This is a genomic window from Pirellulales bacterium, assembly GCA_036499395.1.
GTDB lineage: Bacteria > Planctomycetota > Planctomycetia > Pirellulales > JACPPG01 > JACPPG01.
This window is the reverse complement of the sequence record DASYDW010000066.1, coordinates 31,911-54,402: the sequence shown is the minus strand read 5'-3', so window position 1 is coordinate 54,402 and position 22,492 is coordinate 31,911. Positions and strand designations below refer to the sequence as shown.

The 22,492-nt window shown below is 59.9% G+C and carries 17 protein-coding genes; 15 read left to right on the top strand and 2 right to left on the bottom strand.

The window, feature by feature from the left end; genetic code table 11:
• Positions 1-257 precede the first annotated feature (257 nt).
• Together VGN12_12305 and VGN12_12300 are read left to right on the top strand one after the other, a co-directional pair.
• The gene (locus VGN12_12305; protein HEY4310224.1) at positions 258-4,001 is read left to right on the top strand and encodes a CHAT domain-containing protein; all 3,744 of its coding nucleotides are present in this window, start codon (positions 258-260) and stop codon (positions 3,999-4,001) included.
• 180 nt (positions 4,002-4,181) lie between these two features.
• Positions 4,182-5,546 carry an MFS transporter gene (locus VGN12_12300; GenBank protein HEY4310223.1) on the top strand — a complete coding sequence of 455 codons (1,365 nt, stop codon included), beginning with the start codon at positions 4,182-4,184 and terminating at the stop codon, positions 5,544-5,546.
• A gap of 19 nt (positions 5,547-5,565) precedes the next feature.
• Here VGN12_12300 and VGN12_12295 read toward each other — a convergent pair whose 3' ends face one another.
• Together VGN12_12295 and VGN12_12290 are read right to left on the bottom strand one after the other, a co-directional pair.
• Positions 5,566-6,732, bottom strand: a complete 1,167-nt coding sequence (locus tag VGN12_12295) for an aldose 1-epimerase family protein (GenBank protein ID HEY4310222.1) — start codon at positions 6,730-6,732, stop codon at positions 5,566-5,568.
• Positions 6,733-6,878: 146 nt separating this feature from the next.
• Positions 6,879-7,325: a cupin domain-containing protein gene (locus VGN12_12290; protein HEY4310221.1), complete on the bottom strand. Its 447-nt coding sequence runs from the start codon at positions 7,323-7,325 to the stop codon at positions 6,879-6,881.
• A gap of 220 nt (positions 7,326-7,545) precedes the next feature.
• Here VGN12_12290 and VGN12_12285 point away from each other — a divergent pair, with 220 nt between their 5' ends.
• The 13 genes from VGN12_12285 (at position 7,546) to VGN12_12225 (ending at position 22,475) form a co-directional block, all read left to right on the top strand.
• Positions 7,546-8,808 carry a hypothetical protein gene (locus VGN12_12285; protein ID HEY4310220.1) on the top strand — a complete coding sequence of 421 codons (1,263 nt, stop codon included), beginning with the start codon at positions 7,546-7,548 and terminating at the stop codon, positions 8,806-8,808.
• A 25-nt stretch (positions 8,809-8,833) separates the two neighbouring features.
• Entirely contained in the window at positions 8,834-9,892 is a 1,059-nt protein-coding gene (locus VGN12_12280) for a TIM barrel protein (protein ID HEY4310219.1), read from the top strand.
• A 106-nt stretch (positions 9,893-9,998) separates the two neighbouring features.
• Positions 9,999-10,346, top strand: a complete 348-nt coding sequence (locus VGN12_12275; protein HEY4310218.1) for a four helix bundle protein — start codon at positions 9,999-10,001, stop codon at positions 10,344-10,346.
• Positions 10,347-10,446: 100 nt separating this feature from the next.
• Positions 10,447-11,604, top strand: a complete 1,158-nt coding sequence (locus tag VGN12_12270; GenBank protein HEY4310217.1) for a Gfo/Idh/MocA family oxidoreductase — start codon at positions 10,447-10,449, stop codon at positions 11,602-11,604.
• Between the two features lie 82 nt (positions 11,605-11,686).
• A complete protein-coding gene (locus VGN12_12265; protein ID HEY4310216.1) occupies positions 11,687-12,358 on the top strand; it encodes a hypothetical protein in 672 nt (223 codons plus the stop codon).
• Positions 12,359-12,380: 22 nt separating this feature from the next.
• Positions 12,381-13,241, top strand: a complete 861-nt coding sequence (locus tag VGN12_12260) for a sugar phosphate isomerase/epimerase (protein ID HEY4310215.1) — start codon at positions 12,381-12,383, stop codon at positions 13,239-13,241.
• Between the two features lie 66 nt (positions 13,242-13,307).
• Positions 13,308-14,009, top strand: a complete 702-nt coding sequence (locus tag VGN12_12255) for an SMC-Scp complex subunit ScpB (protein ID HEY4310214.1) — start codon at positions 13,308-13,310, stop codon at positions 14,007-14,009.
• 380 nt (positions 14,010-14,389) lie between these two features.
• Positions 14,390-15,091 (top strand): ribulose-phosphate 3-epimerase, encoded by a 702-nt coding sequence (rpe, locus tag VGN12_12250; protein ID HEY4310213.1) that lies wholly within the window; start codon positions 14,390-14,392, stop codon positions 15,089-15,091.
• Between the two features lie 74 nt (positions 15,092-15,165).
• The gene (locus VGN12_12245) at positions 15,166-15,738 is read left to right on the top strand and encodes a histidine phosphatase family protein (protein ID HEY4310212.1); all 573 of its coding nucleotides are present in this window, start codon (positions 15,166-15,168) and stop codon (positions 15,736-15,738) included.
• Positions 15,739-15,977: 239 nt separating this feature from the next.
• Positions 15,978-16,829, top strand: coding sequence for an acetyl-CoA carboxylase, carboxyltransferase subunit beta (accD, locus tag VGN12_12240; GenBank protein HEY4310211.1), 852 nt, complete (start codon positions 15,978-15,980; stop codon positions 16,827-16,829).
• Positions 16,830-16,939: 110 nt separating this feature from the next.
• Complete coding sequence (locus tag VGN12_12235; GenBank protein HEY4310210.1) at positions 16,940-17,815, top strand: serine/threonine-protein kinase; 876 nt, start codon at positions 16,940-16,942, stop codon at positions 17,813-17,815.
• Positions 17,816-18,070: 255 nt separating this feature from the next.
• Positions 18,071-20,341 (top strand): oligopeptide transporter, OPT family, encoded by a 2,271-nt coding sequence (locus tag VGN12_12230; GenBank protein ID HEY4310209.1) that lies wholly within the window; start codon positions 18,071-18,073, stop codon positions 20,339-20,341.
• Positions 20,342-20,435: 94 nt separating this feature from the next.
• The gene (locus VGN12_12225) at positions 20,436-22,475 is read left to right on the top strand and encodes a S46 family peptidase (GenBank protein HEY4310208.1); all 2,040 of its coding nucleotides are present in this window, start codon (positions 20,436-20,438) and stop codon (positions 22,473-22,475) included.
• The last annotated feature ends 17 nt before the right edge of the window (positions 22,476-22,492 follow it).

Here is a 22,492-nt window from a genome sequence, read left to right as displayed (position 1 = left end):
GGTTTTAACGCGCCGCGGCGAAGTGCTATCAGTCGCGGAAGTTCATGTGCCGCATGAACCTATGCCGATTGGCAGTGCTCGTATTTTTGCCAATCGGGGGCGCTCCTTGTATGCTGGAAGGATCGCGAGCCGGAGACCCACTTCTTTGATTTTCCGGCCGTCGACCTGCATGGAACAGCAGGCACAACGCTTGTGCAGGCGCTATTTCGGCGCTGGCGATCAGGCACGCAAGCGAAAGCTGGAGGAGGACTGAAGACGTGGGCAAAACCATGCCGCACGAACGGCTGACGCATGGCCTTCGGCGCCGCCTGCTAGCGACGACCGTGATGGCTGTGGCGCTACTCATCTTGCCAAAATCGGCCGGGGCCCAATTCGGCTTCTCCGCCCCCTCGGCACAGTATCTCGGCTCGCTCAGCACCTATTATGACGGCGACTATCGTGACGCGCTGCTCGAATTTCAATCCGCCGGCCGCGGCGGCATTCGGGCCGGAACGACGCGCTGGATCGATTCGATCTGCTACTACACGATGGTCGGCGAGTGCTACTACCAGATGGGGCAGCACCAGCAGGCACTTGCCCAATACAACAGCGCCCTGTCGATCTACTCGGCCTTCAACAACTGGATGATGCAGGTCCAGTTTCCGGCACTGCGCACGGCAAACGTTGGCCAGTTCAGGCCGCTCCCGTGGGGACGAAGCGCGCGGGCCGTCGTGCTTGGGAACTATCCCGATATGTACGGGATTATGCAGGGGCAGTTTACGAACCTGCAGAATCTTGTTGCGCAAGGCGGAGGTGTCGCCAGCGCGCCGATGCAAACGATGATCCATGCCACCGAGATCATCCGTTGCACGTGTCTGGCCATGCGTCGCCGGCGCGAATTGATGGGTCCGGCCTGCGCCCAGGATCAATTGACAAACGACCTGATTACCGAATTCTCACGCCGTCCCGGACATCCCAATCACTGGTCCGAATGTTGGATCGACCTGCAACTAGGGATCGCATTTTCTTGCGGTGGTAAAGACGCGCAAGCGAAAACATCGCTCGAACGAGCCGTACTCGCAGCCGGTGAATTCGACCACCCGTTGACCGGCATGGCATTCTTCGAGCTTGGCCGGCTGGCGCTGCAGGCCTCGGACTACGATGCCGCGACGAATTACTTTACCGAGGCGACCTATTCCGCCGCACTCTATCTCGATCCCACAACACTCGAAGAGGCGTTCCGCTACGGGCAGATTACGCACTTGATGGCGAATCGCCCCGGGTTATACCCGCCATTAACGGCGGCCACGCTATGGGCCCGGGCCAACAATCTGCGCCATCTGAACGTCTCGACACAGATACTTGCCGCCGAAAATTACTGCATCCTCGAGCAGCCACAGACGGCGCTGGGCCTGCTGAATACGGCGGGAACGTCGATTGGCCGGCGCGGAATGGCCATGGGTAAGGTCGGAGCACGGCTGAACTTCATTAGCGCCTTGGCTGCTTATCAGCAAAGCAATGTTGAGCTAGGGGACCAAAAGCTGGCGCAGGCGATGGCCTTTCAAAAGAACGGCTCGCTCAAGCTGTTTCACATCTCGCTGGCGGATGCCCTGTACACCGATGGGACATTCAGCCCGCGCGTGGCGATGGATCTGTATGGCGAGGTGCTACGCGACCCGACGCCGGGGGATTGGGCCAGCGATCCAATGGAAGCGCTGTCGGTCATGATGACGCCGCACGAATTGGAGTATGAGCACTGGTTCGAGGTGGCCGTCGACCGCAAAGACCACGAACGGGTACTCGAAATCAGCGACCTTGCGCGCCGGCACAGGTTCTTGAGCACGTTAGATTTCGGTGGGCGTCTGCATAATCTGCGCTGGCTGCTCGATGGCCCTGAGGACAATCTAGATCAGGCGTCGCGTTTGCAGCGTCAGGATTTGCTGGCCCGCTATTCCGATTATGAAAAATTGCACCAGGCGGCCGAGAAACTTCATGGCGCGTTGAAGCAATCGCCACTCGTGGCCGAGAACGCGGAAGCGGGTCATCAACAGGCGAATAAGCTGGCCGCGTTGACGGAAACCAGCAACTCGCAGGAATTGATACTGCGGCAGATGGCCGTCCGACGCGAGCCATGCAACTTGATTTTTCCTCCCTTCCGCGCGACGAAGGACATTAAAGCGGCCCTGCCTGATGGGCATGCGATCCTCAGCTTCTTCTCCACGCCGCGGCAGGCATACGCGATTTTGATGACCCGCGACAAGTACGGCTACTGGAAGGTGCCGCGGGGCGACCAATTGATCAAGCCTGTGATGAAACTTTTGCAAAGCATGGGAAGCGTCGACGGCAATCGCCAAATGACGCTCAAGGATCTGAACGCCTCGAATTGGAAAGAGCCGGCCAAGCAAATCTTCGATGCGATTACGAAGGATTCTCGAGCCGACCTAAAGAGTTTCAAGGAACTGGTGATCGTCCCCGACGGCGCCTTGTGGTATTTGCCCTTCGAGGCGCTGCCGGTGACTGTCGGCGAAGAGCAAGTTCCCCTGATGACTCAGGTGCAGATTCGTTACGCACCGCTGGTCTCGTTGGGAGTCGGCGATCCTCGGCCACGTCGCGCCGGCGGAAATACGGCCGTCGTGTTGGGAAAATTGATGCTCGGAGGTGATTCCGAACAGGCCAGCGAAGCGTATACCGAGATCAGCAAGACACTGCCCGGCGCTGTGGCGCTCCATTCGCCGATGCCGAAGGACCTGCCGGCCTACGCCACTTTGTTCGACGGTTTGATCGTTCTCAACGAGGTTCCGGTTTCGGAAGACGATCCCTACGATTGGTCCCCGCTGCCCCAGGATCAAAAAGGGACGGGTACGGTGGCGAACTGGTTTGCCCTTCCATGGGGTGGCCCCGATTTTGTCATCATGCCGTCGTTCCATACCGCGGCCGAGAACGCGATGAAAAAGCAGACGGGCCAGCCGGGGAATGAAGTGTTCCTATCTGTTTGCGCTCTGATGGCCAACGGCGCGCGGACCGTATTGCTAAGTCGATGGCGCACGGGCGGCCAATCGAGCATCGATCTAGTACGAGAATTCGCACAGGAATTGCCTCATGCCAGTGCGGCCGACGCCTGGCAGCGCAGCTTGCTGTTGGTCTCGAAGGACGCACTAAACCCTGCCAACGAGCCCCGTTTGCGGCTAACCGCGCACGAAGAGGCGCCGACGGCCGACCATCCTTTCTTCTGGGCAGGCTATTTGCTGGCGGATACCGGCACGCTGCCGCAGGAACTGGCGGACAAGCAACGTCAGGAGCAAGCCGATAATCAAGCGGCCGAAAAGCCGGCCGGCGCCAAACGCCCAGCTAACGACAAAGCGCCGGACAAGAACGCTGCGGGAGCCGGCGCGCCGGCCGCAGCAGCAGGCGGACTGGCCCCCTTTCCCAGTGTGGGCGGACCAAACGCCGCAGGACAAGGCGCCGCGGGCAAGGGGGCCGGTGCGCCGAAGCAATCCGACGCACAACAACAGCCCGGCGCCATGCAGCAACCAGGCGGCTTCCAACCGCCAAACGGCTTTCAGCAGCCAAACGGACAGCAACCAAGCGGTCAACAACCGGCGAATGGCGGCGGTGCGTTTCAGCGTGCTCGCCCCAACGCGGCGCCCGACGCCGGCGGCGGTCCGAATGCCGGCACGAATGATAAAGGGGGAACCGGGCAACCAGGACTTGGTGGCCAGGCTGGCCCCATGCAAGACGAGTCCGACGACTCGACGTCAAAGCCGCAAGCAAAAGGCAAACCGGCGCGAAAGACGAAAGCCCCGAAGACTCCGAAAGCTCCACGTTCTCGCGAAACCGAGAAAGAAGAAATCGTGCCGACGAGTCCTTGGGCAGACGAGGACAAGGCAGCAGATCCATCGGTCGCCAAGTCCACCAACAAACGCCAGCGCACTAAAACGCCCGCCAATGGCAAAAAGACTGGGGGTGCGAAGTCGCCAAAGTACGACGACAACGGCGATCCGATTCCTCCGGGAAGCCCTTAGAGCACTGGCACTCGGCGCCGGCGTTTCTACAACAAGAACTGTTCAGGCGCATCGTCGCGCGCCCCGAGAATCGCCCGAGATGCCAGCCGCGGCCTATCTGTTTTGCGATTCCTGATCGTGATCCTCCGTGATCCTCTTCACATTGCATGAGCGTGCGCAGCCGCTTAGGCTTTGGCGGCCATGACGCCTGATGAACGTTCTTATTCCACCTCTCAAACTGCACCGCGCCTGACACGCGCTGCACGGCGTCGCGCGCTCGTACTTGGTTATGTGAACGGCGCGCTGTGGAGCGTGGGCAACGGTCTCACTACCGGCACGCTCATCTACTATTTGGCACAAGAGCTTGGCGCGAAAGGAACGGCCCTGGGCCTGCTGATCGCAGCGCCGACGCTGGTGGGATTGTTGCGACTGGCGACGCCGCGTTTGATTGGGCCTCTCGGCGGCATCAAAGCCACCTGCCTCAAGGCGTCCCTGGCCAGCTATTTGCTGTTGGCCGTCGGTTTGCCGGCCATAACTCTATCGCCGGACATTCCGCGTGCCACGGCGCTTGCCGGCATGTTAGCGCTCATTTGCGTACATCAGTTGCTCGAATACGTCGGTAGCGTCGCACTCTGGTCATGGCTTTCGGCGCTCGTACCGCAACCGATTCGCGGCCGTTACTTTGCCCGTCGGCAAGTTTGGCAACTGGCATTTCTGATTCCGGCTTTGTTCGTCAGCGGTCGTTTCACCGACGATTGGAAGAAAGCTTATAAGGAAACACAGCCCGAGCGATTATTGCTGGGATACGTGATCCCGAATTGCATCGGGGCAGGTTTTTTACTCGCATCACTTCTGCCACTTTCGCTGATGCAAGACGTACCCGCGCCGCGGCGAAACGTCGCTAGTCGGACCGCGCGTCGCTGGCCTCTAGGGGATCCGGCTTTTCGCCGGTTGCTGGTCTATCGGTGCTGGTTTTCGTTTTTCAACGGTATCACACAGGCGGCGCAGAACATTTATGTTTACGCGCTCGGCATCGGTGTGCTGCCGATGCAAGTGATGCAACTGGGAATGCGCGGCGGACAGATGGCGCTCAGCCCCTTCGTAGGACGGGCCAGTGATCGCGTTGGTAATCGGCCCGTATTGGAACTCAGCCAGGCCATTGTTGCCATCGGCCCCCTGTTCTACTTACTGGCTACTCCTGATGCTCCCTGGTGGGTAGCCGGAGCGTGGGTTGTCTGGTCGGCCTACGCAGGACTGAACATCTGCTTGACGAACATCATGCTCAAGCTCGCCCCGCCGCAAGACAATGCCAGCCATATTGCCTCGTTCGAGGCAATCGGCGGGCTGGCCTATGGCCTGAGCACGCTTGCCGGCGGTGTGATATTCGACCGGCTGCGCGACGCGCATTTCCACGTCACCTGGGGCGGCGTCACCCTTGATCATTTCGCGATTTTGTTTCTGGTTGGTGCCGTCACGCGCGCGGCCGGCGTCTTTTGGTTGGCGCGCGTGCCTGAGCCGGGCGCCCGCACCTGGCGTGAAATCCTTCGCCACAAGACGAACGAATAGCATCTGGCTATCGAGAACATTACGCGGGAGACCAGCCCGGTTGCGGACGTTCGAAGATGCGCGGCGCTTGGTCACCGGCCAGCTTGCGGATCGCCTGTTCTGTGGCGTCAATGCCGGCGGCAGTGTCGAACACCTCGACCGACAGGTCAAAGTTGCGTAACGCGCCAGGAGCCAGCGTCGGTACGCGCCCTTGCTGCTCTTCGAACGAGCGCACGTTCGGATAATTTGTGCCGGGCTCGAGGCCCGTGACGTAACCGTCCTGTGCCGGCTGCTGGCACTTCCATTGTGTAAAGCAGGGCAGTTGATTGACATTGAACGACAGGACGGCACCTCGATCCTCGGCCGCTTTAAGCAGAACCTGGGTGCGACCGTCCTTGTCCGCGGCCAACGTAAAGAAATGGACGAATTCGCCGAGCCCCGCCTCTTCGACGCCGTACGTATGCCAGCAGGACACATCGGTGGCCGCATGCGATGTCTGCGGAACGACGTTGATCGCCGGAGCGACAAGCGTCGCTCCCGGCTGTAGCAGCGGCAAGCCGAAGTTGATGTGATACAACAGCTCGAAATCCGTTGGCTCCGCCGACAGATTGGCAACTTCGTCGTGGATGTGCAGCACCGCTTCTCCGGCTCGCAGGCGCACGGTCGACGACAGCCGCAGCTTGCGAGCGAAGAGTCGGGCTTCGCCGATGATGCCCGTCACACGTATTTCGCCGGTATGCCCATCGACGGCGAGTTCGACGCGATGCGCCGGTAAGTTAGCGATACGGCCATGCAACGGGCGCTGTAAACGCCCGGCATCGTCCCATTCGGGACCGCCGTTGGATTCCAGGCCGCAGCGGCAAAGCCATTCGTCGAATCCGCCGAGCCAGCCGATGCCGTTCCCTTCGAAAAGGTTGACGAACTTCGGGTTTACCGGCCCTCGCACCGGAGAGCGCCACCCCAGTTCGACATCGCCCGCGAAGATCTTGTGAATTCCCATGCCGCGCGACGGGAGCACGATGACGCGGAGAAGACCGTTTTCCAGCTCGATCACGTCGACGCCTTCGCTGAGACCGCCGCGCAAGACGTACTTCTTGACACGCAGCCCGCGCACCTGGTCTCCCGTGAAATCCGCCGGCCCGAGCTCCAGCTCCGGCACAAACACACGCTGGTCAACATCGGTCAACAGCCACGACTGTTCGCTCATGCAACGGCATCCCTGTGCAAAGAGACTCGAGGGCCAGGCGATGCAATCGTATTCGCCGAGCGATACTCGTATCGGCTAGAATCTACGATTCATGAGCTGCCCTTACCAGCCGGTGCGGATGCAGCACGGTTATTTCGCCGCTAGGTTTACTTGACGACGGTCGTGGCCGCTTTTCCTTCCTCTTGCACCAAGAACACTAGCAGCTTGGCCGGCTTCTCCTGGCTGGCATTCCGGCTCACGACGTGGATTGTCCCCGGCGGTTCGTACCACATCTCGCCTTTGTGAAACGTCTTCAGCTCTTCGCCTTCGAGCTGGCTCTCGACATCCCCCTCGGCGACGTAAGCAAACACGGCCACGTCATGGCGATGCTTGGGTGATTTACCACCGGGACCATAGCTGACCGTGATGACGTTAACTTTGCGAAAGTCACCGGCGGGCAGCACCTGCTCGAACACCTTGGCGATCGCACTGCCGCTGCCCGGCGGCGTGACTTTGTCGTCGTCTTTGTCGTGCGAAAAAGCGGCGCTCGTCGCAACCACAAGAATCGATAGCGCGATCGAGCCGCCCATAGATCGCTTCTGCAAAACTGCCATGTTCGTTCTCCCGGGAATGGATTGGCCGTGCTTCAGAGCGTCACGCATTTTAGCTGCCGCCGCTCCTGTAATGACGCTCAACCCGCCCGTTTTGTGACACCCGCCACGGCTCTTCGCTGGCTTGCGAAGCACACGGCGACCGAATAAAACAAGTCCTTTCCCACAAACCGTTTGCCGGGCATTCTGCCAGGCATTTTTCCTTGGAATTTGGGCGGTAATTATGGCGACAGCGACTGTTTCGACCAAAGACGTGGTGGCGAAGGACAATGTGGGCAAGATTCTCGACGCAGCGCTCGACGCCGGCGGCGGCCTGCTGCGGCTGACGCCCACGTGGGTGCCGCGCAGCTTTCTGCACCCCGGCAAGCGCATCAAACTCGCCCCGACCGATTGGTACGCTTACGGCGCGCATCGCGGCGGCATCGACGAGCGCTGGTTCGCCAGTACCACCGAAGCGGCCAACGATAACCGCACCCCGGATGAAGGATTGAGCTACGTCGCATTCGAAAAGCAACGATTCACGCTTTCGGACGCTGTGGCCGAAAAAGGGACGCGTCTGGTCGGCAAGGCGATGTTCGACAAGTACAAGCGCTGGCCCGTCTACTCGAAGTTCTTCGATAATATGGGGCCCATTCCCCATCACATGCACCAGAAGTTCGAGCATGCGGCGCTGACAGGCCAGGAAGGAAAGCCGGAGAGCTACTATTTCCCACCGCAACTGAACAACGTCGACAATAACTTCGCGTACACGTTCATGGGGCTCGAACCCGGCACGACGCGTCAGCAGTTGCGTCGCTGCCTGGAGAACTGGTCGAAGGGGGACAATGGCATCCTCGACCTGTCGCGTGCTTTCCGTTTGAAGCGCGGCACCGGCTGGTTGATTCCGCCGGGTGTGCTGCACGCCCCCGGTTCGCTCTGCACCTACGAGCCGCAATGGGGTTCGGATGTGTTCGGAATGTTCCAGTCGTTGGTCGAAGGGCGCGAGGTGCCGTGGGCCTTGCTGGTCAAAGACGTGCCAAAAGACAAGCACCAGGATCTGGACTTCATCATCGAGCAGCTCGACTGGGAGAAGAACGTCGACACGCACTTCAAAGAGAACAATTACCTGGAGCCCATTACTGACGCGTCGCGCAGTGGTCAGGGTTATACCGATCGCTGGATTGTCTACGGCACAGTTGACGGCGCGCAATTATTCAGCGCCAAGGAATTGACCGTCGAGCCAGGCGCGAAGTGCAAGTTGCAAGACCCAGGCGCCAGCGGCTGGATCACCGTACAAGGGCGCGGCCGCATGGGCAAGCTGGCCTTGCAAACGCCGGCCATGATTCACTTCGGCCAGCACACCGAGGACGAAATTTTCATCACGCACGAAGCCGCCACGGCAGGCGTCGAGATCGAAAATACCGGCAGTGAGCCGTTGGTAGGTCTGCGCTACTTTGGCCCGGACACTCACGCCAAACTACCGAAGATGGGCGATTACAAACGCTGAAATCAAAGTTCGCGAGAACGCACGCATGAGCCCTACGCATACGAATAACTTTCCCAAGCTACATAACGCAGCCTGGCCGGGCGTCGTTGGCAAAGGCCCCGACAGCGAGCCGCCGATCGAGCTGGACACGATGCTCGATCTAACGGCCGCCGCCGAGGTGGATGGCGTCAAGTTCGACGGCGTCGACCTGTTTCTATTCGCGCCGCACGTCGATATCGATTCGTCGGACGACGATCTGAAAAAGCTGGCCGACAAGGTCCGCTCGCGCAAGTTAGTCATCGGATCGGTCGTGGCGCCGGTTTGGCCTCCGACGGGCGGTGGTTCGGCGATGGGTTCCGACCAGGAGCGAGCAAGCTTCCTGACCCAAGTGCGCAAGGGTTGCCGGATTGCCAAGAAGCTACGCGAGTTGGGCGTACGTCCCTATGGCGTCGTGCGCATCGATTCGTCGGTCGATCCCGGTACCTGGTCACAAGGCGATGCGACGGCGAATTCGAAAAAGATCGCCGGCACGTTCCGCGAGGCAGCCGTGATCGCCGAGGACCACGGCGAGCGGCTGGCCGCCGAAGGTGAAATTTGCTGGGGCGGTATGCACAGTTGGAAGCGAATGGTGCAATTACTGGAATTGACCGATCGGCCAAAAACCGTCGGCTTTCAGGCCGATATGGCCCATACGCTTTTGTATCTGCTGGGCTATAACTCCCCCGAGGACCGCATCCTGCCGACGGACTTCGATTGGAAAGATACCGCCGGCCTGCAAGAGGGACTGAAAAAGCTAACCGCGGCATTACGTCCATGGACGATCGATTTCCACGTCGCACAAAACGACGGAACGGTCAAGGGATCAGGTTCTCATGACAAGACGGGCCGACACTGCCTGCCCGGCGATCCGAACGGCCGCTTGAATATCGCTCGCGACGCCGGTCATTGGCTACGCGACGAAAAGGGAACGCTCACCAAAAAGTTTCAGCACATCTGCTGGGACGGTTGCATGTTCCCCAACGACGTCATGCACAAGCCGGAAACGTGGAATTCGATTCTCTCGGCCATGATTGCGGTGCGGGATGCGCACGGCTGGCAGAGTTGAGCAAGAAAATGCCGAATGTCTAACGACGAAATGCCTAAAGAAATCAAAATGACGAACGCCAAAAAACGGGGGCCAGCCGCGCTATGACCTGGAAGAGCGGACGGCAGTGTTTGGCGAAAACGTCGTCCGGCTGATGAAAGAAACTACCGTCACGCCAGTCACTTCACCGTTGACCAGCCAACTCATTCGTGCCGCCACGAGCGTGGGGGCGAACTACTGCGAGGCAAACGATGCTGGATCGAAGAAAGAGCTCTGTTACCGCATCAGTATTTGCAAACGGGAATGCCGAGAATCGAAGCACTGGCTACGGATGTTTGCGACCGCTTTACCTGAACAGAAGGACGCCATTCGCGGGCTGTGGCGCGAGGCCAAAGAGTTGCATTTGATATTCACCACAATTTATCGCAAAGTGCGAGTGCCTCGAACCGAGCGCAGGTCAAAACCACCCAAGTAACGCACCCATCGAAAATCCGCCGAAGACTTCGACATTATTGCATTCTGCTTTCTTTAGACATTAGCGCATTCGACATTAGACATTCACGCTCGGAGCATCCATGTCCAAGCCCTTAAACATCGGCATGATCGGCTATGGCTTTATGGGCCGTGCCCATTCCAATGCCTACCGCCAGGTCAGCCAGTTCTACAAGCACGCACACCGGCCGGTGCTCAAGGCCTGCTGCGCCCGTAATGAGGAAAAGATCAAGGCCTTCGCCGAGAATTGGGGCTACGAATCGTACGAGACCGACTGGCGGCTTCTGATCGAGCGCAAGGACATCGACGTCATCGATATCGGCAGCCCGAACAATACGCATCGCGAGATCGTGCTGGCCGCCGCGGCCGCGGGCAAGATGATCCTCTGCGAGAAGCCGCTGGCGATGAGCGTGGCCGAAGGGGAAGAAATGGTCGCCGCGGTCGAAAAGGCCAAGATCCCCAACATGGTCTGGTTCAACTACCGCCGGGTGCCCGCAATTTCATTGGCCAAGCAAGTCGTCGACGAAGGACGCATCGGCCGCCCGTTTCATTATCGGGCCACATACCTGCAAGATTGGACCATTGCCGACGACGTGCCGCAGGGAGGCGCGGCCCTGTGGCGACTGGACGCGGCCGTGGCGGGCTCGGGCGTCACCGGCGATCTGCTGGCCCATTCGATCGATACGGCCGAATGGCTAAACGGCCCGATCAAGCGCATCTCGGCCGCCACCGAAACATTCGTCAAGGAACGCACTCACGTCGAGACGGGCAAGAAGCAGCCCGTGTCGATCGACGACGCCTGCATGTTCCTCGCTCTGTTCGCGAACGGTTCGATGGGAACCTTCGAAAGCACGCGCTACGCTCGTGGCCGAAAGAACTACAACACTTTCGAGCTCAATGGCGAGCGGGGTAGCGTCTTCTTCGACCTCGAAGATCCACACATCCTGCAATACTTCAAATACGCCGATCCGAAGACAGGCGACAAGATCGAAAGCCATCTGACAGGTTGGCAGCGCGTCAACGTCACCAACTTCGAGCATCCGTACATGGACAAATGGTGGGTCCCCGGCTGCACGATCGGTTACGAGCACACATTCATCAACGCCTTGGCCGATTTCCTGACTAGCCTCGAAACGGGCAAGCCCGTGCAGCCTGATTTCCGTTCGGGTTTGCGGACGCAAAAAGTCTGCGATGCGGTGCTGGCCAGTGCCAAGAGTGGCCAATGGGTGGAAATCAATTGACGTAGTCGCGTGATTCGCCAGTGCAGCAGAAGTTGCCACGGGTGGGCTGCGCGATACCGATGCTCGGCATAGAATGTTGCCGATGAACTACTTTGCTCACGGCTATGCGTTTATCGATGACCCCTGGTTCCTGGCAGGGACCGCAGTGCCGGATTGGTTAAACGTCTCGGATCGGGGCGTGCGGGTAAGGCCGCGGCAGGCGGCGCCGTGGACGGCTGACGCGGATCCTCGCGTGGCGGCCCTGGCCCGGGGAATCGCCCGACACCACGCGGACGACGGCTGGTTTCATACGACGGCCGTTTTCGCCGAGTTATCGTGGCGATTCACGGCCCGGTTGCGGGAACTACTCGATCCGGACGAGGGAATGCGGCCCAGTTTTTTGGGGCACATTCTGGTTGAAATCCTGCTCGACGCCTCGCTGATCGCGCGAGAGCCCGAACGGCTGGAACAGTACTACGGGGCCGTTACGCAGGTCGATCCGGCGTTGGTTCAACTGGCCGTAAACCGTATGGCCGCGCGACCGGCCGAGCGGCTGGCCCGAATGATTCCACTATTTGCGCGGGAGAGATTCTTGTCGGACTACCGCGACGATGTCAAACTGTTGTTCCGTTTGAACCAGGTAATGCGTCGCGTGCGGTTGCCGGCCTTGCCGGAACGCTTGATCGAGTTCCTGCCCGAGGCTCGTCGCGAAGTCGATGCCCGGCGTCAGGAGTTGCTGTACCCCGCCTCGGACGCCGAGAGCCGGGCAGGCTGAATCATTCGACCAGGAGCCAGCGATGAAGTTTGGGATGAATCTGCTTTTGTGGACGGATAACCTCACCGAGGAGCATCGTCCCATCGTCGAAAAGCTCAAAAAGATGGGCTACGACGGCATCGAGGCGCCGGTCTTCGATCTGAATCCCGACAAGTTCGCCGCGATCGGCCTGTGGCTGGACGACATGGGACTCGAGCGCACGGCGGTTACCTGTCGCGGTGTCGACGATAATCCTGCCTCTAACGATCCAAAAATTCGCGCCGCGGGCGTCGCGAACAACAAGTTGGCACTGGAATGCTGCCAGGCTGCCGGGATGACGATCATGGCCGGGCCCTTTCACTCGGCGCTGGGACATTTTTCAGGTGCCAGCCCCACTAGCGACGAATGGAAATGGGCTGCCGACAGCATGCGGCAAGTCGCCGAACATGCCGAGGCGTGCGGCGTTACACTGGCCCTTGAATACCTGAATCGCTTCGAGTGCTATTTGCTGAATAGCGCCGCCGACACAGTGCGATTCGTGAAGGACGTCGACCATCCGCGATGCCGAATGATGTACGACACCTTCCACGCCAATATCGAAGAAAAGGACCCGATCGAGGCCATTCGCACTTGCGCCGCTCAAACGGTGCATGTGCATATTTCCGAGAATGACCGCAGCACGCCCGGCGAGGGGAACATCCCCTGGGCCCAGACCTTCGACACGCTGCACGAAGTGGGCTACGACGGCTGGTTGATGATCGAGGCCTTCGGCATGGCATTGCCCGCGCTGGCCGCCGCGACCAAGATCTGGCGGCGCATGTTCAAGACCGAAGAACAGTTGGCCACCGATGGTCTGAATTTCATGAAGCGTGAATGGAAGAAGCGCGTGACGGCAACAGCATAAGGCGTGGCCCGGCGGATCGTCGCGCAGGACGGACGCATACGCCGTAGACAACAGCGAAGTTAAAGAATGGAATCTCGCAGCGAATCGCCGATGCACCCAAACGATGAGGGACTGGCGCTCGACGCCCTCACGGCCGGATTCGCCGAGATGCTGTCGCGCGGCGAAGATCCCTACGCGATGGCAGCTCCGACCGAAACAGTCAACTCCGGCGCGGCCACCGTTGCATCGACCGATCCCGGGCCTGAGGTTACCCCGCGCAGCATTGTTGAGGCGATGCTTTTCGTAGGGCATCCGCAAAACGAACCGTTGACCAGTCAGCAGATGGCTTCGTTGATGCGCGGTGTCAACGCCGCCGAGGTCGACGAAATCATTCGCGACTTGAACGAGCAATATCGGCGCAACGGCTGTCCGTACGCGGTCGAGAGCCGGGGGGCCGGTTATGCACTAACGTTGTTGCCAGAGTTCGCCAGCGCACGGCAACGCGTGTTGGGGCGCGCGCGCCAGGCACGGCTGTCGCAAGCGGCCATCGAAGTCCTGGCCCTGGTGGCCTACAACGGCTCGATTAGCAGTGACGAAATCGCCAAAACGCGAGGCCGGTCTAGCGGTGCCATTTTGTCGCAGTTGGTTCGTCGGCAGCTACTAAAGGTCGAGCGTTCCACGGAAAGACCGCGCCAGTCGCGGTATTCGACGACAGGACGGTTTTTGCAGCTTTTCGGGCTGGATAGCCTCGAAGACCTGCCGCGCAGCCAGGAAGTCGACGAGCGGTAGGGCGTCTTTCCGAGCGCCCGACGACTTAAAAGCACCCGTAAATCGGTGCTAGCAAGCGAATTTCTACGCCGGGTGGGTTTCTTCGTGCTACTTCACCGGCGTAACCCTTTATCGCCGTGGGGTTTGCACATCTGTCAGGGGACCCGCGCAGACAACCAAGTGTGCAATCTGCTAGAATCACTTCGGTGCGAGGCCATGATAGTTCGCGTGCGACCTCACTCTGGACGGTTCACGCCGGCTCCTGCACAGTGTACTAACTGCCCCGAATTGCCTCCCGTCGGCGGGCGCACCATGACGTGTGCCCGGTGATCTATCGAGCAGGATCGGCCTCCGGCACTTCCCGAACACATCCCGCGTGTTCGCTCTATGCGCCTATGCGTATGACCCCTGAATTTGTAATCGAACAATTGCGCGCGTCGCTGCCTGGCGTGTTACCGTCGCTTTTAATGTGCGACTTCGGCCATCTGGCCGACGAGGTGGCGCGCGTCGAAGCAGCGGGCGTTCCGGCGTTGCATCTGGACGTGATGGACGGCGAGTTCGTCGATAATATTTCGTACGGTTTTATCGTCGTTGAGACGGTGCGCAAGCTGACGAAGCTGCCGCTCGAGACACACCTGATGATCGACCGACCAGAAAGGTATGTCGAACGCTTCATCAAGGCGGGCGCCAATCTGGTCACGATCCACGTCGAAGCCACGAAGGACGCCGCCGCCGTCCTCAAGCAGATTCGCGCCCAAGGCGCCGCGGCCGGACTGGCCTTCAACCCTGCGACACCGCTAACGGCCATCGAACCCTGCCTGCCCTTTTGCGATACGGTGCTGGTGATGAGCGTGAATCCCGGCTACGGCGGCCAGGCATTCGAGCCCGTGGCGCTCGAGAAACTGCGCGCGCTGCGCGAGGGCAAGCATCCGGTGCCGCTATTAGAGATCGACGGCGGCATCCATGAAGAAACCATCGCCGCCGCCTCGGCGGCCGGCGCGCAACTCTACTCGGTGGGTTCCGGTATCTTTCGGGCAAAAGACTACCGGGCCGCGATTGGGAATTTGAAAGAGAAGGCCCGCGCCAGTGCGCGACAGGCATAACGAACGACGACCGAGCCGTGGGCGATTGTCCTGCTCGTTGTCCACGCAACCAGTTCGAGATACAAAAAACCAACATGCTGCAAATCATCTTGATCCGCCCCGGTACTACCGACTATTGCGACCAGGGAAGAATTCAAGGCACGCTCGACGTCCCTCTGAACGAACACGGCAAAGACGAGGTCGCGCGGTTGACCAAGGAATTGGCCGATCGCTCGATCAGTGCGGTTTATTGTTCGATTTGCCAACCGGCCCAGGCCACGGCCACAGCCATCGCCGAGGGGCTAGACGTTAAGCTTAAGCCGCTACGCGGCATGCAGAATCTCAACCACGGCCTGTGGCAGGGGCTATGCATCGACGAGGTCAAACGACGCCAACCCACCGTCTATCGGCAATGGCAAGACCAGCCCGAGTCGGTCCGCCCTCCGCAAGGCGAAACGCTCGGCGAAGCGACCGACCGAGTCGATCAGGTGCTCGAAAAACTGCTGAAAAAACATCGCGACGGGGTCATTGCGATCGTCATCCCCGAGCCACTAGCATCGCTCGTAAAGGCCCGGCTGTCCCACGCGAAGGTCGGCGACCTCTGGCAGGCCGCCGCGGGGCACGGTGATTGGCAAATGTTGGAAATCTCGCCTGAGAATGTCACGTAGAACCGGTCGTGCGGCATCTAAGCGCCCGATCGACGTTCGAGTCTGCGAACCGTGGCCCTCTCTCGCGGGGGGCACAGTCGCCCAGAAAGCCCGCCTTCGGCCCGAAATGGCTGCCAAAGGGCACTTTTTCCCGCTTCCGCAACAGGCGATACTCGGGATTACACAGTTGAGTGAACCTGATACGATTGGCAGCAGTTATGACCCCAGAAACTACGCCATCGACGCTTGGGAGCGTTCCCTTGAGCACCGGGAAGTCTGACGTTCAGGCCGAGCAGCCCAGCGTTAAACACCCCAAGCGCGGCGTGCCCGAAGGGCTGTGGAAGCGTTGCCCAGGCTGCCAGCGGACGATTTTCCGCAAGGAAGCCGACAAGCGGATGGGGGTCTGTCCCGAATGCGACTATCACTGGTACGTTCCCGCCCAGGAGCGCATCCGGCAGTTGCTCGACGAAGGGACGTTCGAGGAGTGGTTCGGAGAGCTCGAACCGGTCGATCCACTCGGCTTCGCCGATAAGAAGCCTTACCGCGAACGATTGAAAGAGGAGCAGGCCCGTACCGGATTGCGTGACGCGGCCGTGGTGGGCTCAGGCATGATTCGTGCCCGTCGCGTGGCGTTCGGCGTTACTGACTCGGCCTTCATCATGGGCAGCATGGGTGCCGTCGTCGGCGAGAAGCTGACGCGGACCATCGAACGGGCCACAGTCGAGCATTTGCCCCTGATCATCGTCAGTGGTTCAGGGGGCGGGGCGCGCATGCATGAGGGCATAATGTCGCTCATGCAAATGGCCAAAGTGTCGGCCGCCCTGGCGCGCTTCGACGCCGCGGGTGGTTTGTTCATTTCCGTGCTGACCAATCCGACCATGGGGGGCGTGGCGGCCAGCTTTGCCTCGCTGGGAGATGTCATCTTTGCCGAACCCCGGGCCTTGATCGGCTTCGCCGGCCCGCGCGTCATCCAAGCTGCGATTCGCATCGAGCTGCCCAAGGGATTCCAGACCAGCGAATTTCTCCTGGAACATGGCTTCGTCGATCGCATCGTCCGCCGCTCGGACCTGAAGAGCGAAATCGCGCGGACCATCGACTTCTGCGGCAAATAGGCTCATCCGTCCGTGCCGGTGGCCTGCCGCCTTGCTGGCCTTTGCTTCTCGGCCTAGAGTGAACTCGTAGGCGTTCATCCGTCTGCAAGACGTGCCCCGCGGGAAAGTTCATGGGATTACTCGATAGCTTCAAATCGGTCCTCACCGGCGGACGCGTCGACGTGCGCGGCCGCTACGAGTTCCTGCGCGAAGCGATCTCGGGCACCATGTCCAAGTTCTACATGGCGCGCGATCGAAAGTCGGGGCAAGTCGTCGGGCTGAAGATCCTCGATCCGAAAAAGACGGCCGAATTCGAAGCTCGTTTCAAGGGGCTCAAGAAGCCCTTCGAAGGCGAGATCATCGCGGCCGTCTCACACCCGAATGTCGTGCGCGTTCTGTCACACGGCACCACGCTGCAAGGCGAGCCGTTCGTAGTGATGGAGTTCATCGACGGGACGGGCTTGAATTCGTTGACGATCGGCCGCAGCACGTTATTGGACGGGCGCCGCGTTTCGCTCATTCGCCAGGCGGCCGAGGCGCTACGGGCCGTCCATCAGGCGGGCTACATTCATCGCGACGTCTGCCCTCGCAACTTCATGGTTTCGCCCGATGGCAACGAGTTGAAACTGATCGACTTCGGACTGACCGTGCCAGCAACCCCGCTGTTCATGCAGCCAGGGAATCGGACTGGGACGCCAAACTATATGGCGCCTGAGTTGGTCAAACGACTGGCGACCGATCAGCGGTTGGACGTATTTTCGTTCGGCGTCAGTGCCTACGAGATATGCACGTTCAATCTTCCCTGGGAACGTGGAACGGACGGCCGTGCGGCAATGTCGCACGCGATGCATGCGCCGGTCGAAATCGAGAAATATCGCCCGCAGATCAATCCGGTACTTGGCAAGGCAATCATGTCGTGCGTCGAGCAACGGGTGGACAAGCGCTGCCCCTCGATGGATGCCTTTCTACAAATGATTCGCGACGTCAAACAGGACGATCAATCCTGACGGCGCGCCATCTTTGCCGGCTCCCGCGAATGGGGTGAATCCGCCCCAAGCCAGACAGGGCTTGCATTCCCCGGGCGAACCCGCCACTCTTAGCACAGATTGCCGCTGCCGGAGGCGGCTGGAACAGGGGGCCTCGGCGGTTTGCCCGCACGGAATGCGAGGTCGACCTTGGCCGCGACAGCGGATTACCGCGCCGCGACTAATGCGAACGAATCCGGCGCACGTCCCCAAAGGAATACAGGGAGTCCTCGTCGCATGGCAGCCCCCACCGCAGGTGAGCCGCGTACCGCCAAGCAGTCCGCGCCGCCGGCTCACGACCCATACGTCCCTGAATCGGTCGAGATGGCCGAATTCACCTGGTCGGCGGTTTTGGTCGGGGCGGTGTTGGGCATCATTTTCGGCGCTTCGTCGTTATACCTGGTGCTGAAGGTTGGGTTGACCGTTTCCGCGTCGATTCCGGTCGCCGTACTGTCGATTACGCTGTTCCGGCTGTTCTCGCGCCTGTTTGGCATTCGCCGCTCGACCATTCTGGAAAACAATATCGTCCAGACCACCGGTTCGGCCGGTGAGTCGATCGCCTTCGGAGTCGGCGTCACAATCCCTGCCCTGATGCTGTTGGGCATGGATATGGAACTGACCCGCGTCATGACCGTGGGCGTGCTGGGCGGCCTACTCGGCATTTTGATGATGATTCCGCTACGGCGGGCCTTCATCGTCAAGCAGCACGGCACGCTGAAGTATCCCGAAGGAACAGCCTGCGCCGATGTTCTGATCGTTGGCGAAGAAGGGGGCGCGACCGCGGCCACCGTGTTCACCGGTTTTGGTCTGGCGTTCGTACACAAGTTTGTGATGACGGCGCTGCACCTCTGGAAGGACGAAGTAAACCAGCCCCTTACCAACGCCGCCGGTAAGGGGTTGCGCGGCGGCGTGGTCGGCGGAGAACTGACCCCCGAGCTATTGGGCGTGGGCTACATCATCGGGCCCAGGATCGCCTCGATCATGTTGGCCGGCGGCGTGCTGGCCTATCTGGTACTGACGCCGATGGTGTTTTTGTTCAGCAATCAGGCGCCGTTTCCCGTTGGCGGGTCGACCGAGAAAATCGTCGAGTCAGTCGTGGCCGTTCGAAAGCATTACATTCTTTACATTGGGGCAGGGGCAGTAGCCGCCGGGGGAATCATCAGCATGCTGCAGGCACTGCCGATGATTTTCAGTTCGCTGAAGTCCGGCTTACGCGATCTAATTCCCAGCGGCGGAAAATCGGCCGCCGGAGCGACGATGCGGACGGAACAAGACCTGCCAATGGCGGTCGTCTTCCTGGGCGCGATCGTCTTGGTGCTGGCCATGGCCGTAATTCCCAGCCTGGGGTTGGGCGTGACGACAAACGGTTTGCTGGGTGCCGGATTGATTGTGCTGTTCGGCTTCTTGTTCGTCACCGTTTCGTCACGACTGACCGGGGAAATCGGCTCGTCCTCGAACCCGATCTCTGGCATGACGGTTGCGACGTTGTTACTCACCTGCTTGATCTTTCTTGCCCTCGGAAAGACCGATCGGGCGGCGGCTTTGACCGCCATGACCGTGGCCGCGATCGTATGCGTTGCCTCGAGCAATGGCGGCACAACTTCGCAAGACCTGAAGACCGGTTATCTAATCGGTGCCACGCCGCGGCTGCAGCAAATCGCGATATTGATCGGCGCGTTATCCAGCGCGCTGGTCATCGGTGTCGTCTTGCTTATGCTCAACAATGCCGGGACGGTATGGACCAACCGGCCCGAAAACGTGCCACGATACATCGTGCCCGACGTTTCAAAAATTACCCACAAAGAGAAACCTGGCGGGCAGTACGTCGACGATCAACACGAATACTACGTCTGGCACGCCACCGAAGGACAGGTGCAAAACGTTCCGCAGGGTAAGTATCTGGCGAACGACCGTGGGCAACTCGTTTACCTCGTCGATCCCGGCATCAATGGTCGCGTCAAACAACGAGACGACGGCACGAAGGTCAACAAGTTCGACGCGCCAAAAACCCAGTTGATGGCCTTGATCATCGACGGAATTCTGCGGCAAAAACTTCCGTGGGAATTGGTATTCATCGGTGTGCTGATTGCGATCACGCTGGAACTGGCGGGCGTGCCGTCGCTGCCGTTCGCGGTCGGAGTCTATCTGCCAATTCAATCGTCGGTACCGATTTTTTTGGGGGGCGCCGTCCGCTGGCTCGTCGACAAGATCCGTCGCTCGTCGCAGGCCGAAGGGGACATGAGCCCGGGCGTACTGCTTAGTTCCGGCTACATTGCCGGTGGCGCGATTGCCGGAGTTTTGGTCGCGCTTTTTGGATTCTTGCCTTCCGCCTGGCTCGGATATCTCAACTTGTCTCCGAAACTGCCGCCCGGCTGGGTCGCGAGCAACTGGCCGTCGCTGGCCGCTTTCAGTTTCTTGATCGTGCTGTTGGCGCTGACGGGTTTTGGCTGGCTGTTCCGCGGCGCTCAGTCGACGTCTCCGCCGGCGAAATCGGCGAAATCGAAATAGGCCGTTTCGCGTCCAAAATGTCACTTTTCTACCAAGAGAGTTCGCCACGATGCATCGAGCGCATTGGTTGATAACCATCCTGGGAGTTTTCTGCATGAGCGCTGCCGTCGTTTCCACGCTGCAGGCCGATGAAGGAATGTGGCTGTTCACCAATCCGCCGAACAAGATGCTCAAGGAGACCTACGGATTCGAGCCCAATGCGGATTGGCTGAAACACGTGCGACAATCGTCGGTCCGCTTTAACAGCGGTGGATCAGGCTCGTTTGTTTCGTCCGACGGCCTGGTGATGACCAATCATCACGTGGGTGCCGACTGCCTGCAAAAACTCAGCACGCCCGAGCGCGACCTGATCAAGACCGGCTTTCACGCCAAGAAGCACGAAGATGAGGTGAAGTGCGTCGACCTGGAATTGAACGTGCTGGTCGATATTGAGGACGTCACCGATCGCGTGAAGTCCGCAGTGAAAGAAGGAGTTGACGCGGCCGAGGCGCGGAAGCAGCGCTTGGCCGTCATGAATACGATCGAAAAAGAGTCGTTCGACAAGACTGGCCTGCGCAGCGACGTGGTGACGCTGTACCACGGCGGCAAGTATCACTTGTACCGCTACAAGAAATATACCGACGTGCGCCTGGTATTCGCTCCCGAAAAGGACATCGCCTTTTTCGGCGGCGATCCGGACAACTTCGAATACCCGCGATTCGATTTGGACGTGTGCTTCTTCCGCGTCTACGAAGACGGCAAGCCGGCGAAGATCAAGGACTTCTTGAAGTGGAGCAAGAACGGAGCTAAAGACGGCGAGCTGATTTTCGTCTCCGGTCATCCGGGCCGAACCAATCGCCTGGATACGGTCAAGCATTTGGAGTTCTTGCGGGACGTCGCGTTTCCGTCAGTGCTCGACATGATCCGTCGCCGCGAGGTAACCCTGCGGACGTTTGCCGAACGCGGCTTAGAAAATCTACGCCGGGCGCAGGACGACCTGTTCAGCTACCAGAACAGCCGCAAAGCCCGCTTGGGCGGTCTGGCCGGCCTGCAAGATCCGAAGATCATGGACCTGAAACGTCGCGAGGAAACCGCGCTGCGCGACGCCGTGATGAAGGACCCGAAGCTGGCCAAGGAATATGGCGACGCTTGGGATCAGGTGGCTCGCACGGTAGAAGTGCTGGCCGGCATCTACGAAGAATATCAATTGCTCGAAGTCGGCCGTGCATTTAATTCCGATCTGTTCACGATCGCCCGCCGGCTACTGCGATTATCGGAAGAGACGAGCAAGCCGAACGCCGAACGACTGCGCGAATATGCCGAGGCGGGGCTCGATTCGCTGAAGCAACAGTTGTTTTCTGAGGCGCCGATTTACGCCGACCTGGAAGTGGTGAAGCTGGCTGACTCGCTAGGAATGTTGATGGAGATCGAGGGGGCCGACGACCCACTGGTACAAAAGATCCTGGACGGCAAATCCCCGCGCGAGCGCGCGGCCGAATTGGTCGCCGGTTCGAAATTGGCTGACGTAGCACTTCGAAAGCAACTGGCTGACGGGGGTGCCGCGGCTATCGAGAAGTCAAAGGATCCGATGATCGAACTCGCTCGCCTGATCGACGAGCCGTCGCGCAAGATTCGCCGCATCTACGAAGAGCAGGTCGACGAGCCCCAACGTCAAGCCTATGGCAAGATTGCCCAGGCCCGGTTCGCGATTTACGGCGAAAGCGTCTATCCCGATGCGACCTTCACGCTTCGCCTGGCCTACGGCAAGGTGGCCGGCTACGACGATGCCGGCAAAAGGATGCCCGCTTGGACAACGATTGCCGGTGCTTACGAGCATTCGAAGGATCACGGCGGCAAGGATCCGTTCGAGTTGCCCGAGAGCTGGCTCAGTCACAAGAAGGATCTTGACTTGAAGACCCCCTTTAACTTCGTCAGCACGGCCGACATTATCGGCGGAAATTCAGGCAGTCCGGTCGTGAATCGCGATGGCGAAGTCGTGGGCCTGATCTTCGACGGCAATATTCAGTCGCTGGTTCTCGACTTCATCTACACGCAAGATCAGGCGCGCGCGACGAGCGTTCATTCGTCGGCCATCGTCGAAGCCCTACGCAAAGTGTACGGGGCGAAGGAATTGGCGGACGAGTTGGGCAAATGAGGGAGCGTTGCGGTCTT

Coding starts and splice junctions, on each gene's coding strand:
- VGN12_12300 (HEY4310223.1), top strand. CDS start 4,182: ATGACGCCTGATGAACGTTCTTATTCCACCTCTCAAACTGCACCGCGC.
- VGN12_12295 (HEY4310222.1), bottom strand. CDS start 6,732: ATGAGCGAACAGTCGTGGCTGTTGACCGATGTTGACCAGCGTGTGTTT.
- VGN12_12290 (HEY4310221.1), bottom strand. CDS start 7,325: ATGGCAGTTTTGCAGAAGCGATCTATGGGCGGCTCGATCGCGCTATCG.
- VGN12_12285 (HEY4310220.1), top strand. CDS start 7,546: ATGGCGACAGCGACTGTTTCGACCAAAGACGTGGTGGCGAAGGACAAT.
- VGN12_12280 (HEY4310219.1), top strand. CDS start 8,834: ATGAGCCCTACGCATACGAATAACTTTCCCAAGCTACATAACGCAGCC.
- VGN12_12270 (HEY4310217.1), top strand. CDS start 10,447: ATGTCCAAGCCCTTAAACATCGGCATGATCGGCTATGGCTTTATGGGC.
- VGN12_12265 (HEY4310216.1), top strand. CDS start 11,687: ATGAACTACTTTGCTCACGGCTATGCGTTTATCGATGACCCCTGGTTC.
- VGN12_12260 (HEY4310215.1), top strand. CDS start 12,381: ATGAAGTTTGGGATGAATCTGCTTTTGTGGACGGATAACCTCACCGAG.
- VGN12_12255 (HEY4310214.1), top strand. CDS start 13,308: ATGGAATCTCGCAGCGAATCGCCGATGCACCCAAACGATGAGGGACTG.
- rpe (HEY4310213.1), top strand. CDS start 14,390: ATGACCCCTGAATTTGTAATCGAACAATTGCGCGCGTCGCTGCCTGGC.
- VGN12_12245 (HEY4310212.1), top strand. CDS start 15,166: ATGCTGCAAATCATCTTGATCCGCCCCGGTACTACCGACTATTGCGAC.
- VGN12_12235 (HEY4310210.1), top strand. CDS start 16,940: ATGGGATTACTCGATAGCTTCAAATCGGTCCTCACCGGCGGACGCGTC.
- VGN12_12230 (HEY4310209.1), top strand. CDS start 18,071: ATGGCAGCCCCCACCGCAGGTGAGCCGCGTACCGCCAAGCAGTCCGCG.
- VGN12_12225 (HEY4310208.1), top strand. CDS start 20,436: ATGAGCGCTGCCGTCGTTTCCACGCTGCAGGCCGATGAAGGAATGTGG.